12 protein-coding genes and 2 tRNA genes are annotated in these 13,633 nt (G+C 66.1%); 7 read left to right on the forward strand and 7 right to left on the reverse strand.

Annotation, left to right across the window (positions count from 1 at the left end; all coding sequences use genetic code 11):
• Positions 1–341 precede the first annotated feature (341 nt).
• Positions 342–418, reverse strand: a tRNA-Arg gene (locus tag KRR55_RS17870).
• A gap of 309 nt (positions 419–727) precedes the next feature.
• Between KRR55_RS17870 and KRR55_RS17875 the strand changes: the two genes are divergently transcribed.
• The 3 genes from KRR55_RS17875 to KRR55_RS17885 all read left to right on the forward strand — a co-directional run bounded on the left by KRR55_RS17875 (position 728) and on the right by KRR55_RS17885 (position 4,580).
• Positions 728–2,557: a phosphoenolpyruvate carboxykinase (GTP) gene (locus KRR55_RS17875; protein WP_217390674.1), complete on the forward strand. Its 1,830-nt coding sequence runs from the start codon at positions 728–730 to the stop codon at positions 2,555–2,557.
• Between the two features lie 224 nt (positions 2,558–2,781).
• Positions 2,782–3,309 carry a PadR family transcriptional regulator gene (locus KRR55_RS17880; RefSeq protein ID WP_217390675.1) on the forward strand — a complete coding sequence of 176 codons (528 nt, stop codon included), beginning with the start codon at positions 2,782–2,784 and terminating at the stop codon, positions 3,307–3,309.
• Positions 3,306–4,580, forward strand: coding sequence for an alpha/beta fold hydrolase (locus KRR55_RS17885; RefSeq protein ID WP_217390676.1), 1,275 nt, complete (start codon positions 3,306–3,308; stop codon positions 4,578–4,580). The genes KRR55_RS17880 and KRR55_RS17885 overlap by 4 nt, the downstream gene beginning before the upstream one ends.
• 91 nt (positions 4,581–4,671) lie before the next feature.
• Here KRR55_RS17885 and KRR55_RS17890 read toward each other — a convergent pair whose 3' ends face one another.
• The 5 genes from KRR55_RS17890 to KRR55_RS17910 all read right to left on the reverse strand — a co-directional run bounded on the left by KRR55_RS17890 (position 4,672) and on the right by KRR55_RS17910 (position 8,952).
• Positions 4,672–4,941, reverse strand: coding sequence for a hypothetical protein (locus KRR55_RS17890; RefSeq protein ID WP_217390677.1), 270 nt, complete (start codon positions 4,939–4,941; stop codon positions 4,672–4,674).
• Positions 4,942–5,100: 159 nt separating this feature from the next.
• Entirely contained in the window at positions 5,101–6,282 is a 1,182-nt protein-coding gene (locus tag KRR55_RS17895; protein WP_217390678.1) for a globin domain-containing protein, read from the reverse strand.
• A 165-nt stretch (positions 6,283–6,447) separates the two neighbouring features.
• Entirely contained in the window at positions 6,448–6,894 is a 447-nt protein-coding gene (locus KRR55_RS17900) for an RrF2 family transcriptional regulator (protein WP_254456374.1), read from the reverse strand.
• 157 nt (positions 6,895–7,051) lie between these two features.
• Positions 7,052–7,534, reverse strand: coding sequence for a hypothetical protein (locus tag KRR55_RS17905; protein ID WP_217390680.1), 483 nt, complete (start codon positions 7,532–7,534; stop codon positions 7,052–7,054).
• Positions 7,531–8,952, reverse strand: a complete 1,422-nt coding sequence (locus KRR55_RS17910; protein ID WP_217390681.1) for a phosphomannomutase/phosphoglucomutase — start codon at positions 8,950–8,952, stop codon at positions 7,531–7,533. Before KRR55_RS17910 ends, KRR55_RS17905 begins: the two co-directional genes overlap by 4 nt.
• A gap of 118 nt (positions 8,953–9,070) precedes the next feature.
• Between KRR55_RS17910 and KRR55_RS17915 the strand changes: the two genes are divergently transcribed.
• From KRR55_RS17915 to KRR55_RS17925, 3 genes are all read left to right on the forward strand, one after another.
• Positions 9,071–11,206, forward strand: a complete 2,136-nt coding sequence (locus KRR55_RS17915; RefSeq protein WP_217390682.1) for a RecQ family ATP-dependent DNA helicase — start codon at positions 9,071–9,073, stop codon at positions 11,204–11,206.
• A gap of 150 nt (positions 11,207–11,356) precedes the next feature.
• Positions 11,357–11,605 carry an SCO4226 family nickel-binding protein gene (locus KRR55_RS17920; RefSeq protein WP_217390683.1) on the forward strand — a complete coding sequence of 83 codons (249 nt, stop codon included), beginning with the start codon at positions 11,357–11,359 and terminating at the stop codon, positions 11,603–11,605.
• 250 nt (positions 11,606–11,855) lie between these two features.
• Positions 11,856–12,836 (forward strand): hypothetical protein, encoded by a 981-nt coding sequence (locus tag KRR55_RS17925; RefSeq protein ID WP_217390684.1) that lies wholly within the window; start codon positions 11,856–11,858, stop codon positions 12,834–12,836.
• A 153-nt stretch (positions 12,837–12,989) separates the two neighbouring features.
• Here KRR55_RS17925 and KRR55_RS17930 read toward each other — a convergent pair.
• Positions 12,990–13,078 (reverse strand) — tRNA-Ser (locus KRR55_RS17930).
• 138 nt (positions 13,079–13,216) lie between these two features.
• Between KRR55_RS17930 and KRR55_RS17935 the strand changes: the two genes are divergently transcribed.
• Positions 13,217–13,633, forward strand: a complete 417-nt coding sequence (locus tag KRR55_RS17935) for a hypothetical protein (RefSeq protein ID WP_217390685.1) — start codon at positions 13,217–13,219, stop codon at positions 13,631–13,633.

Raw genomic sequence — 13,633 nt, forward strand, 5'->3', positions numbered from 1 at the left:
CGGCGCAGCGTACGTCTTGGCAGGCGCTGAGCCGCCGTGCCGGTCGAAAGCATTCGCCGAGAGGGGTCGCATCATCGGGCAATGGTTCGATACGGCTTCCCGGGACGGCCCGTACCTCGTGGATGCTGCGCAGCATGCCCCGGGTAGAGCCGCTGAGTTGATCAAGGAGGAAAAACGGACCGGGCAGGCGGCAAGAGGATCCCGAAGAGGGCACCATTCGGATGGTTTCTGCCGCGGAGCATGTGAGGCTGCCCGTCGTTCACCCATGGTGCGGCCGCCTTCGAAGACGGGTCTACGGAGTAAAAAGAAGAGAAGCCACGATTTCTCGTGGCTTCTCTAGTTGGTGCGCCCAAAGGGATTCGAACCCCTGACCTTCTGTTCCGTAGACAGACGCTCTATCCAGCTGAGCTATGGGCGCATATTCTGTTTTTGGTACCAACCTCGCGGTTCGACCTCGAATAACTATACAGACGAATGCCGTTCGCGCAAAATCCCGGGGTCAGTATCGTGAACAGTCGCACCGTTGGCTTTCGTGAAGTATACCGGTCTACGTGACCTTCGTCACCTTAACCGTTTGGGGTGAAATGGGTGAAGCCCGAAATGCCGGGCTTTTCGGTGAAACTAAACCGGGAACGGCACTTTGGGGCGAGATGCGTCACAGGGGGCCGGGCTGGGCGGCCCCATAGCATCGACTTATTGCAAATTCAGCCCAATGGAGGGAATGGACATGAGCGAGAGCTCGGACCAGAAGGTCATCGATGCAGCACCGACAACGCATTCAAAGCTTGCCGCTTGGGTGCAGGAAATCGCGGAACTGACGAAGCCTGACCATGTCTATTGGGTGGATGGCACGCAGGAGGAGAACGATCGCCTGACCGCTGAACTGGTTGCCGGCGGCACGCTGCAGAAGCTCACCGATCCTTCGTTCCCGAATTCCTTCGCTGCCTTCTCGGATCCCAAGGACGTTGCCCGCGTCGAGGAACGCACCTTCATCTGCTCGGAAAACGAGAAGGACGCAGGCTTCACCAACAACTGGGAAAGCCCGGTCAAGATGAAGTCCATGCTCAAGGGGCTTTTCGACGGCGCCATGCGCGGTCGCACCATGTACGTGATCCCGTTCGTCATGGGCCCGCTGGATGCCGAGCAGCCGCAGTACGGCGTGGAGCTTACCGACTCCGCCTACGTGGTTGCCTCCATGCGCATCATGGCCCGCATCGGCAACGACGTGCTGCGCAAGATGGAAGCCGAGGACGCCTTCTTCGTTCCCGCCCTGCACTCGGTCGGCGCCCCGCTGGCCCCCGGCCAGGAGGACGTGGCCTGGCCGTGCAACGAGGACAAGTGGATCGTCCACTTCCCCGAGGAGCGTTCCATCTGGTCCTACGGCTCGGGCTACGGCGGAAACGCCCTGCTGGGCAAGAAGTGCTACGCGCTGCGCATCGCCTCGGTGATGGCCCGCGACGAGGGTTGGCTGGCCGAGCACATGCTCATCCTCAAGCTCACCAACCCGGAAGGCAAGAGCTACAACGTGGCCGCAGCCTTCCCGTCCGCCTGCGGCAAGACCAACCTGGCCCTGCTGGATCCGACCATTGACGGCTGGAAGGCAGAGACCCTGGGCGATGACATCAACTGGATGCGCATCGGCAAGGAAGGCGAGCTTCGCGGCGTCAACCCGGAATACGGCCTGTTCGGCGTCGCGCCGGGCACCGGCTGGTCCACCAACCCCAACGCCATGCGCGCCATCACCAAGGGCAACTCCATCTTCACCAACGTTGCACTGACCGATGAGGGCGGCGTGTGGTGGGAGGGCATGACCGACGAGGCACCGGCGCACCTGACCGACTGGCTGGGCAACGACTGGACCCCGGACTCCGGCCGTCCCGCCGCACACCCGAACTCCCGTTTCTGCACGCCGATCTCGCAGGTCGACATGCTGGCCCAGGAGTACTACAGCCCGGACGGCGTCGAAATCCACGCGATCCTCTTCGGCGGCCGCCGCAAGACCACCATCCCGCTGGTGACCCAGGCCCGCAGCTGGACCAACGGCATCTTCATGGGCTCGACCCTGTCCTCGGAAACCACGGCCGCAGCCGCCGGCGCCGTGGGCGTGGTGCGCCGCGACCCGATGGCCATGCTCCCGTTCATCGGCTACAACGCCGGCGACTACCTGAACCACTGGGACTCCATCGAGTCCAAGGCCAACCCGGAGCGCCTGCCCAAGATCTTCCTGGTCAACTGGTTCCGCCGCAACGCCGAGGGCGGCTTTGCCTGGCCCGGATTCGGGGACAACTCCCGCGTGCTGAAGTGGGCCATCGACCGCATCGAGGGCAAGGCCGACGCCGTCGAGACCCCGATCGGCTTCGTGCCGACCGGCGAGTCGGTCGACCTGACCGGACTGGACATGACCCCGGCCGATGTCGAGGCCGCAGTGGCCGTGGACAAGGGCGAGTGGGCCACCGAGCTGGCCAGCATCGAGGAATGGTACGCCAAGTTCGGCGAGGCCCTTCCGGCCTCGCTGCGCAACGAGCTTGACAGCCTGAAGGTGCGTTTGGAGGCCTAGGCCTCACTTCGCCGACAACGGTTGTGCAGGGCCCCGCTTTCATCGCTGGCCTCCCGATTCCGGGAAGGCCGGACTGGTGAGCGCGGGGCCCTTGCCGTTGGCCGACTCCGAGGTCGGGTCGCTGCCTCATCGCCAGTGGTGGGGCAGGCCTTTGGTCGACGGCATCGGCCAACAAGTGCGTGGCTGCTGGAACAATCCCCTAGGGGATGTGTCAGGATGAAAGCATGATTCTTGCGCGTTTGATCCTCGGGCTCTTGAGTTTGGCGCCCATGACCGGGTATGAACTGAAGAAGCACTTCGACTCGTCCATCAATCATTTCTGGAATGCCGACAAGGCGCAGATCTACCGCACACTGGCCCAACTGGTGAAGGACGGGCACGCCACCGTCACCACGATCGCCCAGCGGAACTATCCCGACCGCCAGGAACACCACATCACCGAACTGGGCCGGCGGGAGCTCGTCGAATGGCTGGGTGGCGACGTCACCGCCCACACCCCGCGCGAACCATTCCTGGCCCGGGTGTTCTTTGCCGCGGAACTCGACCGCGACTCGGTGCTGGAGCTGATCCAGGCCCGGCGCGAAGCAACGCAAGAGGTGTTGGACGACTACCTCTCCCAGCGTGAGGACATTGATATGAGAGCAGCAGCGGACCGTCGCAGCTTCCTGATGGCTGCAACCCTGGACAATGGAATCCGCCATGCGGCAGCCGAACTTGAATGGCTGGATGCAGTGACGGAGCACCTGCCATGAGCCAGCACCAGCACCCCTCCGACGGCGACGCCGGAGCCGACGAGGAATTCGTCGACCGCTCCCTGACGGACGATGCGACCCCGGCAGGCAAGCCGGGCAAGGCCCCCAGGGAAGAACAGCGGGTAGCGCCCGCGCCCCCGAAGCGCGGACCCCGTGACCGCAAGCCACGCCCCGAGCCGCATTCCAAGGCCAATCCTGCCGCGAAGGATGGATCGAAGCCCGACGCGGGAGCCGGAATTGCCCCTGAGGGTGCCGCGGCATCGAAGGCGCCCGCCGAAAAGGACGCCGAAACCACGCCGTCGACGTCTCCCGGCGAAGCACCCCGAACCGCTGCCGCGGAGAAACAGGGTCGTCCGGCCAAGGCGCCGAGACATCCCAAGCCAGCTGTCCCGCACACCCGTGCCGAGCCCAATGGCCCGGTGGCACCGGCCGCCGGGACGAAGCCGGCCCCATCCCTGGCCGCGGCGCCAAGGGATCCGGGAGGCTACCCGGAATTCCACGCGCCCACGCGCCCGCGCAAGGACGGCAAACCGGCCCAGACGATCGTGTTCCTGCACGGGGGAAATGTCGCGAACTGGACGTGGGACCCCCAGGTGCGCTCCTTTGGCGACTACGAGGTGCTCACCCCGCACCTTCCCGGATTCGGGGCCCGCGCCCAGGAGGACTGGGCTGGGCTCGACAGCGCCGCCGACGACGTGGCGGCGGTCATTGCCGACGAGGTCTCCAATGGCGGCGCCCACCTGGTGGGCCTTTCCCTGGGCGGCGTCATTGCGCTGCGCGTCCTGGCCAGGCACCCCGAGCTCGTGGAGTCCCTGATGATCTCCGGCGTCCCGGCCGCAGGCGTCTCGACCTCGATGCGCACCATGAGCCGGATGCAGCTGCGCCTGTTCGGCAGCGAATGGTACTGGCGCTTCCAGGCCGGCGCCTACGGCATGGTCGCCGACGAGAAGGAACTCTTCACCGAACACGGCACGCACCTGCGCGCGGACAACATGCGCGCCATCATGGACGAGGTGGACCCCGGCGGCGTCCCGGCCAAGCTTGGCAACTACAAGGGCCCGGCCCTGGTGATTGCCGGGAGCAAGGAGCCCAAACTGGTGGCCAAGTCCTTCCCTGCACTGGCCAGGGCGTTGCCGCAGGCCCAGTTCCGCACCGCCGTTGGCATGCACCACCAGTGGAACATCGAGGATCCGATCCTCTTCAACGCCACCGTGCGGGCCTGGGTCGAAAAGGGCACCCCACACCCGAGGCTGCAGGAGCCCGGGCAGTAACTCCCGGAAAGGGGTCTTTCGAGACCCGCAACGGGCAGTTCCCTGTCTTCGGACAGGGTTGCGCGAGGCGCCTGCGGCGTTGTTTTCCAGGTCACGCGGTCGGCGCGTTGCGGCGCAGCGAACCGGCGATGATGAACACGACTCCGGCTGCAAAGAGGGCGGCACCCGAAACCACGATGTACGTGTCCGCCGCCGTCATCCCGACGATCCTGCTGAAGGTTTCCCCGTCCAGCACGTGGCCCAGGTCCTCGAACTCCCGGAATCTGGCGAACAGGGAAATGGCCGTGACGACGACGGCGACCACCGAGGTGAGCAGGCAACCGAATCCCAGAACCAGATACAGGCGCTTTTTCTCGTTCATGAATGCCTCCAGGCCCACCACGGGGCGACCCGTGCCGGAATGCCATGTTGTTTCCAAGGCTAGCTGACGACGGGTCCGACAGAAAGAAGCGCGAGGCTCTCCACCGCCGGGCGGTGGAGAGCCTCGCGCCGTTCGCGATCCCGGGTCCTGCCGGTCCGGTTAAGCGGCAAGCCAGAGATCGGGTCCGAAGACCTCGTAGTGGATGTTCGTGGCAGGGATTCCGGCGTCGATGGCCTGTGAGCGGACCGCGCGCATGAAGGGCAGCGGGCCGCACAGGTACAGGCGGGCGTCCTTCGGCAGGTCCAGGCCGGCCAGCGACATGTAGCCCTCGGTCGCCTTGGTGTCCTCGTTCTTGGCGCTGATGTCCTCGAGCCACAGCTTCAGCTCGGCGTTGGGCAGCGCCCCAACCGATTCGCGCATCTGTTCCTTCAGTGCCCAGGCGTCCTCGGTTGCCTCGGCGTGGAGCACCAGGACCTGGCGGTCGGAGCCCGCGGCGGCCAAGGTGGCCAGCGCGGAGGCGCTCGGGGTGCAGCCGATTCCGGCTGTTGCCAGGACGATCGGGGCACCGGTCACGTCGATGACCAGGTCGCCGTAGGGGTTGGAAAGCTCCACGACGTCCCCGACCTTCAGGTGTCCATGCATGAACGGGGAGACCTCGCCGCCGCCGTCGAACTTGGTCGTGATGACGCGTTCGGTGGTGGAAGCTACGGAGTCGCTGAGCGTGTACTGGCGGCACTGGCGCAATCCGTCCAGCAGCGGGACGCGGACCGAGACGAACTGGCCCGCCTTGGCCACGGTCACCGGGGTGTCGTCGGCCGGGATGAAGCGGAAGGTGATGGAATCTGTGCCCGCGGCCGTCTTGGACACAAGCTTCCAGTCGGTCCAGACCTTGTCGTTGGCCTGCTTGGCGTAGAGGCCCTTCTCGATCTTGATCAGCGCATCGGCCATGAGCCAGTAGACCTCGGTCCAGGCCTCGGCGACCTCGGCGGTCACCGCGTCCCCCAGGTCTTCCGCAATGGCGGCGAAGAGGTGTTCGTACACGATCGGGTACTGCTCTTCAATGATGCCCAGCGAGGTGTGCTTGTGGGCAATACGGGAGAGGACGGCCTCGGGCAGGGTGCCCGGGTTGTTGACCAGGTGGGTGGCGAAGGCCGCGATGGAGCCGGCCAGCGCCTGCTGCTGCGCGCCGTTCTTCTGGTTGGCGCGGGAGAAGATCCCGTCGAGCAGTTCCGGGTGGGCGGCAAAGAGCCGGCCGTAGAACTTCGGGGTGATGTGTGAGATGCGCTCGCCAATGATTGGCAGCGTGGCTTCGATGACCGGACGGGACTTCTCGGAAAGCATCGGGTGGCTCCTGACGAAGGGGGAACGTTATCTTGCATGGAATATGCAAGATTGATAATTCAGTTCTACATGGCGTAGAAGTTGGTTGCAAATCCGCCGACCGGGTTCGCGGATGCCGGTGTCCTTGAGAGACGTACGGTCGCGGTCCCCGGCAGGTCGCAGGTGTTACGGAAGAACCGGGAAGGGCAGCGGCGAGCTGCCGGAAGCCGGGGCCAGGTCCTTCACGCTCAAGAGGTCAAGCTCCGCATAGAACGCCTCGCGGGCCCGTCGCAGGGCGCCGCGCAGCCTGCATGCGGCGAGCAACGGGCAGGGTGCCCCGGCCTCGGAGACACAGTCGACCACATCCTCGCGGCCGTCGAGGTCGCGCATCAGGGTGCCCACGCGAAGCCGCAAACCCTGGTCGGTGATTTGCGAACCGCCGTAGCGTCCGCGCGCCACGTCAAGGGCGCCGCGGTTGCGAAGCTCCACAATGGCCTTCGCGACGTGGTTGTAGGGCACGCCAATTTGCTCGGCGATGTCCTTTGTGGTGACCTGTTGGTCGCGACGGGAGCCGAGAAACATCAAGGTGCGCAGGCACACGTCTGCGAAGGCGCTGAGTCTCACGTGTTCCATTCTCGCAGGTCACGGGCAACGGCGCCGCGGACTGTGCCGAGGTGCACAGGGGGAAACGCCGGCCGAACACCAAGGTTCCCTGGCTGCGTGCCCAAAGACCTGTGGCCCGGAACCCGATGTACCGGGTACCGGGCCACGGGCCGGAAGCAATCCGGGGCTAGGCCCAGACCTGGATCTGGCCGCCCTCGGCGCTGGGCTCGGAGAACTCCCAGATCCCGGTTTCCGGGTCCGGCGCGGTGTACGGCTGCACAATGGCGATCGAGGCGCCGTCGCGGTGTTCGGCCAGCACGTGGACGGCATCCATGCCGTCGTCCAGCAGGGTGACATCCGAAACGAAGGCGACGGCGTTGAAGGAGTCGCGCTGGTCGGCCAGCAGCTGGACCAGGTCCTTCATCATGATTTCGGCGTCGATGTCGGCTTCCGGATCGTCCAGGTCCTCTGTGGGCTGGACGGCCAGCAGGCGCAACTCGGGCTCGGCGTTTTCTTCCGTGGCGGGCTCAACGGCGATGGCGAAGGGAAGGAAAACGCCCTGCTCCTCCAGCTGCTCGCGGGCCACGCCCAGGGCGGTGCCCAGGACCTTGTTCAGCTCTGCCTGGGCAGCGTCGTCGAGTTCGGTGATCTTGTTTTCTGGGGTGCTCATGCGTTGCTCCTGACGATCGAGAGGACCTGGTTGCGGATGGATTCCATGGTCGCGGTGTCTTTTGCTTCCCCGTTGTAGCGCAGGAAGGGTTCGGTGTTGGAAGGACGGAGGTTAAACCAGTATGACCCGTCGCGGGCGGTGACGGTGGTGCCGTCCATGTGGCCGACATCCACGGGGGCGTCGGCGAAATCGGCGAGCACGCGGGCCACTGCTCCCGCCTTGTCCTGGACCTCGGAGTTGATCTCCCCGGAGGAGACATACGGCTCGTACTCGGCGGCGAACTCGCTCAGCGGCGTGTCCTGGCGGCCCAGGGCCGCCAGCACGTGCATCGCCGCCAGCATGCCGGTGTCCGCGTTGTAGAAGTCGCGGAAGTAGTAGTGCGCCGAGTGCTCCCCGCCGAAGACCGCGCCCTGCTCGGCCATGACGGCCTTGATGAAGGAGTGCCCCACGCGGGTGACCACCGGGCGGCCGCCGGCCGCGGTGACGGCCTCGGGTACGGCACGGGAGGTGATCAGGTTGTGGATGACCACCGGGGAGTCCTCGCCCGCGGCCTGCGCGCGCGCGATCTCGCGCACCGCCACCAGCGCAGTGATCGCCGAGGGGGAGACCGGCTCGCCCTTTTCGTCGATCACGAAGCAGCGGTCGGCATCGCCGTCGAAGGCCAGCCCGATGTCGGCGCCGTGCTTCACGACGGCGGCCTGCAGGTCACGCAGGTTCTCCGGCTCCAGCGGGTTGGCCGGGTGGTTGGGGAACGTGCCGTCGAGCTCGAAGTACATCTCGATGATTTCCAGTGGCAGCCCGGGCAGCAGGGCATCGCCCAGCACCGCGGGGGTGGTGAGTCCGCCCATGCCGTTGGCGGCATCCACGACGACCTTCAGCGGGCGGATGCCCGTCAGGTCCACCAGCCCGCGCAGGTAGTCGGCATAGTCGGCCAGCACGTCGATCTCACTGACGGTGCCCTCGGGGGCCTCGGTGGACACCGGAAGGCCCTCGTCGAGGTAGCTTTGGGCCAGATCGCGGATGTCAAAGAGGCCGGTGTCCGAAGACACCGGCACCGCACCGGCCTTGGCCATCTTGATGCCGTTGTAGGCGGCGGGATTGTGGCTGGCGGTGAACACCACCCCGGCGCTGTTCAGCGACCCGGCCGCGAAATAGAGCTCGTCGGTGGAAATCAGCCCCAGCAACTTCGGGTTGGCGCCGCGGTAGGCGGCCCCGCGCGCGAAGGCCGCGGCAAACTCGGGGGAGGAGGGGCGCATGTCCCCGCCCACCAGGACGTCCTGGCCGGCCAGGCCCAACACGTCGACGAATGCGGCGCCAATGGCCTCGACCGCCTCGGCGGAAATGGTGGCCCCGACGATGCCGCGCACGTCATAGGCCTTGAAGGACTCAGAAAGATCGATTTCCACACTCACACCCATGAGCTTATCCGGTTGGTGTGGCGGGGCGCGGATTTGGGCCGTCGAAGGTGAGTAGTTGCATAGGGCGCCAACACCGCTGGTGCGGGCAAGTGTCGGTGGACACTGGAATACTGGGGCCATGGACGCCTACACACCCAGCATCGATTCGGACTTGCGCTCCGCTGCCACCTCCATCCTGCGTTCCCTGGTTGGCCGGGACGATGCGCAGTTCCACGATGGCCAGTTCGAGGCCATCGAGGCCCTGGTGGCCGGGGGCCGCCGCGCCCTGGTGGTGCAGCGCACCGGCTGGGGAAAGTCCGCCGTGTACTTCGTGGCCTCGCTGTTGCTGCGTGCCCGCGGCGCCGGACCGACGCTGATCGTCTCCCCGCTGCTGGCACTGATGCGCGACCAGGTTGCCGCCGCCTCGCGTGCCGGGGTGCGCGCCGAGGCCATCAACTCCGCCAACGCCCTGGACTGGCAGACCATTGCCCAGAAGCTCGACAACGACGAGCTGGACGTGCTGCTGGTGTCCCCGGAGCGGCTGAACAACCCCGTCTTTCGCGACACCCAGCTGCCGGCACTGGTGGCCCGGATGGGGCTGTTGGTCATCGACGAGGCGCACTGCATCTCCGACTGGGGCCATGACTTCCGCCCCGACTACCGCCGCATCAAGGACCTCATCCACGCCCTTCCCGGCAGCGTCCCGGTGCTGGCGACCACCGCGACCGCCAACGAGAGGGTTGTCCACGACGTGCAGGAGCAGCTGGCCGTGGGCGGCGCCGAGGTCTTCACGCTGCGCGGTTCCCTGGCCCGCGAGTCGCTGCGCCTGGGCGTGTTGCGGCTGGCCTCGCCGCGCTCGCAATTCGCCTGGCTGCTCACGCACCTGAACGACTTCCACGGTTCGGGCATCATCTATACGCTGACCGTTTCGGCGGCCGAGGACATCACCCGGCTGCTGGCCGAGGCCGGGCACAAGGTGCTGGCCTACTCCGGGCGCACCGACACCGAGGAACGCCACCGCGCCGAAACAGCGCTGAAGAACAACGAGGTCAAGGCGCTGGTGGCCACCAGCGCGCTAGGCATGGGCTTTGACAAGCCGGACCTGGGATTCGTCATCCACGTCGGGGCGCCCAGCTCCCCGGTCGCCTACTACCAACAGGTGGGCCGTGCCGGCCGCGGCAGCATCAACGCCGACGTGCTCCTGCTGCCCGGCCCGGAGGACAGGGAAATCTGGCGCTACTTCGCCACCAGTTCCATGCCCGACGAGCAAAAGGCGCACGCGGTCCTGGAGGAGCTTGGCGCCACCCAGGGGCCCCTCTCGGTGCCCGCGCTCGAGGCCCGCGTGAACATCAAGCGCACCCCGCTGGAGTTGCTGCTCAAGGTGCTGGCCGTCGATGGTGCAGTGGAAAGGGTCTCCGGCGGATGGATCCGTTCGGGCGCCCAGTGGTTCTACGACGCCGAGCGCTACACCCGCGTGGCCGCGGCCCGCGTGGCCGAGCAAAACGCCATGCTTGACTACGAGAACCTGAAGACCTGCCGCATGGAATTCCTCTCCCGGGCACTCGATGACCCGGCGGCCGCGCCGTGCGGTCGGTGCGACAACTGCGCCGGCGTGTGGTTCAGCGACGAAATCCAGGAAACGGCCAAGGACTCGGCGCAAACCGCGTTGGGCCGCGTCGGTGCGCTGGTCGAGGCACGCCGCATGTACCCCGGCGGCATGGAAAAGCTTGGCGTTCCGCTCAAGGGCAAGATCAAGCCCGAGCTCCAGGCCGAGGACGGCCGTGCGCTGGCCCGCTTGACGGACCTGGGCTGGGGAGGTCGGTTGCGTGCACTGCTGGAAAATTCGGACGAGCCGGACGCACCCATTGCACAGGCCATGCTGGATGCCTGCGTCAAGGTCCTCAGCGAGTGGAAATGGTCAACCCGGCCGGTCGCCGTGGTGTCGATGCCCTCGCGGACCCGCCCGCAATTGGTGGGGTCGTTTGCCCACGGCATTTCAACCATCGGACGGCTGCCGTACCTGGGGCAGCTCGAGTACCGGGACCACGGTCCGCGCGGCGGCTCCGGCGGAAACTCGGCCTTCCGGCTCGCGGCGGTCTGGGACCAATTCGTGGTTCCGGCCGAAATGGCCGAGAAATTGGCGGGCGCCCCCGGTCCGGTCCTGCTGCTCGATGACTTGGCCGATAGCCGGTGGTCGATGACCGAAGCGGCCAGGATCCTGCGCGAGGCCGGCACCCCCGGGGTGCTGCCCTTTGTGCTCGGCATGGCGGGCTGATCCGGGCTCCGGGTGGTGGGCCGCATCTGGCCAATGCGTGCGCCTGGAACCGCTGGTGTCCTGCTATTCCTTCGCGGCCGGCCAAGTGCCAAAATGGGGCGAGCGCTGTTCCCATTCTGGCGCTCAACGTCATCCAGGGAAGAAGAAGTCATGGCTGAATTCATGGACGTACACAACCACATGAAGGGTTTGTCTGCGGCCGATCTGCAGGCTGCACACGCGGCCGATCTTGCCATACAGGGCGAGGAAAACGTGGAGTTCAAGAAGGCGTGGGCTGACCCGGAGAGCGGAAAGGTGTTCTGCCTCTCCGAAGGCCCTTCGAAAGAAGCCGTTCAGCGGGTCCACGAGCGCGCCGGCCATCTGGCCGACGAGATCTACGAGGTTCCGCTGGTCGTTTGAGTCCTGTACCCGAGGCAACGGTGGCTCGGGGCATGGGCACGCCAAGGGGGGAAACGGGTCGCCCTGCCGTCGAATTCCGACGGCAGGGCGACCCGTTCGCATCGCTGGGTACACCCAGCGCCTGCCCGGTTCCGCGGATGTCGGGCGTCCGGGGCAGCAGGAATCCCGGAGGGGGCCAACGGATTCCTCGGCCATAATCTGGCCATCGCCAAGTTCCGCCGCGCGCCTGAAGGGGCCGTAGGCTAGAGACATGGAAATTCTGCTTTGGGTCGTCGTCCCGCTGCTCATTCTCGGACTTGCGTGGATCGGGCTAAAGAAGCTGCGCATCAAGAACTCGGCCGAGGTTTCTGCCGCGATCACCCCCGAATCGGCGCAATTGGCCGCCGGGCGACTGACCGCCGAAGGGCACCGTGCCGTCTACAGGTCCCTGGCCACAGGGGATTTCATGGCCGCGGTGCAGAACTACAAGGCGATGACCGGCGACGGATACAAGGCCAGCATCATCGCCGTCCGGAGCCTGGAACGATTCCCCCAGGTCCGCCAGGAGCCCACGACCGGCCCCACCATTTCCCAGCAACTCGAGGCCGAACGCCGTGCGGCCAGGGCCGAGGAACCAGCGGCCCCCGAAGCGCTGGAGCCCGACGGGGCGACCGGAATTCCCGGCCCGCCCGATCCCGTCGCGCGCGCCGGGGAAGACCCGTCGAAGAAGGTGCAGGCCGGCCCCCAAACCCCCGATGACCCCTGGGTGGTGCCCAGCGAGTGGGCGGAGGAATTCGGCAGCGAATCGGAACGGACCTCCACGCAATTCAAGGTCGCCTACCTGGTGGACGGGGAATCCCGTGAATTCGCCAGCGAGGACCTGCCGCCGGCCGAATACGACCAGTTCCTGTCGTTGGTGCGCGACGAGGACCTGCCCGGGGCAGCGGAACTCATTGCCAAGCACTCTGGCCTGGAGCACGCCGAGATCCTTCGCATGCTGCGGGCTTCCCCGCTGGGTGGCGGCAAGACACCAACCGCAAACATTGCCGATTTCAGCTTCGAGGGACAAGGTCCTGACGGTGAGGTGAAATTCAGCGTCAACGATCTCGGGGAGCCCGAACGCACCGAGCTGCTCGAGCACCTGCGCATGGGTGAACTCGACGCGGCAACGACCATTGTAGTCCGCCACACCGGCCTGCCCGACGAAATGGTGCGCACGCTGCTCAACGCGTTCGGAGACGGGGACAAATAGGCGCCTGCGGCACGGAGGCCTGACACGACTCCAGCCGCCCGCATGTCGGTACCCGCCCGGGACCGGCTGCGGGCGGTTTCTCGCTGTTTGCGGCATCGCCCGCCACCCGCGGCCCAAGACGAAAAAACCCCTACCGAAGTAGGGGTTTTTCAGCGGACACGGGGAGATTTGAACTCCCGGTCGAGTTTAACCCCGACACTTCATTAGCAGTGAAGCCCATTCGGCCGCTCTGGCACGTGTCCGTTTCGCTGTTTCCAGCTCCCCTAGACTACCCAAAGCAGGCGCGGCACACAAAACGAGCGTGAACGGCCCGCAACAACCGCGCGGGAAAGGCGGCCCGCTGCCACCAAACAGCCTCGCGGCGCGATAGCGTAGGCCGCATGACAAGGGCTTCCAAACTGGTCACGCTGGCTGACCTTGACTACTCCTCCGCCGACAAAAGCCGTGTTTCGGTGGCTGCCCGGCTCGGCCTGCTTCTGGAAGACGGAAGCAGCGTCCTGCTGCTCGATAACCGCGGGTGGTCCACGAGCCAGCGCTGGTCGGACGCATCGGTGGACGACATCGAGGAAACCGCCTTCGGCGTCGTGGGACCGGATGCCCCGGCGGAGGACCAAGACGATGAAGAGATGGCCACGGAGTATTGGGAATCACTGAGCGAGATCCTGGAGCAACGGGATCTCGACATCGGCCCGGCCGAACTCCGCGAGCTGCCCCACGAAGTCCGGCTGAGCCAGCGCCTGCTCAAACGCATCGATGCCGCCATCCAGGACCTGAATGGCAGAGATCGCGGATTGTGA

The organism is Paeniglutamicibacter quisquiliarum (assembly GCF_019084045.1).
Lineage (GTDB): Bacteria > Actinomycetota > Actinomycetes > Actinomycetales > Micrococcaceae > Paeniglutamicibacter > Paeniglutamicibacter quisquiliarum.

What these genes read in the sequence shown, in the direction of transcription:
- KRR55_RS17875 (WP_217390674.1), top strand. Translation starts at nt 728, where the DNA reads ATGAGCGAGAGCTCGGACCAGAAGGTCATCGATGCAGCACCGACAACG.
- KRR55_RS17880 (WP_217390675.1), top strand. Translation starts at nt 2,782, where the DNA reads ATGATTCTTGCGCGTTTGATCCTCGGGCTCTTGAGTTTGGCGCCCATG.
- KRR55_RS17885 (WP_217390676.1), top strand. Translation starts at nt 3,306, where the DNA reads ATGAGCCAGCACCAGCACCCCTCCGACGGCGACGCCGGAGCCGACGAG.
- KRR55_RS17890 (WP_217390677.1), bottom strand. Translation starts at nt 4,941, where the DNA reads ATGAACGAGAAAAAGCGCCTGTATCTGGTTCTGGGATTCGGTTGCCTG.
- KRR55_RS17895 (WP_217390678.1), bottom strand. Translation starts at nt 6,282, where the DNA reads ATGCTTTCCGAGAAGTCCCGTCCGGTCATCGAAGCCACGCTGCCAATC.
- KRR55_RS17900 (WP_254456374.1), bottom strand. Translation starts at nt 6,894, where the DNA reads ATGGAACACGTGAGACTCAGCGCCTTCGCAGACGTGTGCCTGCGCACC.
- KRR55_RS17905 (WP_217390680.1), bottom strand. Translation starts at nt 7,534, where the DNA reads ATGAGCACCCCAGAAAACAAGATCACCGAACTCGACGACGCTGCCCAG.
- KRR55_RS17910 (WP_217390681.1), bottom strand. Translation starts at nt 8,952, where the DNA reads ATGGGTGTGAGTGTGGAAATCGATCTTTCTGAGTCCTTCAAGGCCTAT.
- KRR55_RS17915 (WP_217390682.1), top strand. Translation starts at nt 9,071, where the DNA reads ATGGACGCCTACACACCCAGCATCGATTCGGACTTGCGCTCCGCTGCC.
- KRR55_RS17920 (WP_217390683.1), top strand. Translation starts at nt 11,357, where the DNA reads ATGGCTGAATTCATGGACGTACACAACCACATGAAGGGTTTGTCTGCG.
- KRR55_RS17925 (WP_217390684.1), top strand. Translation starts at nt 11,856, where the DNA reads ATGGAAATTCTGCTTTGGGTCGTCGTCCCGCTGCTCATTCTCGGACTT.
- KRR55_RS17935 (WP_217390685.1), top strand. Translation starts at nt 13,217, where the DNA reads ATGACAAGGGCTTCCAAACTGGTCACGCTGGCTGACCTTGACTACTCC.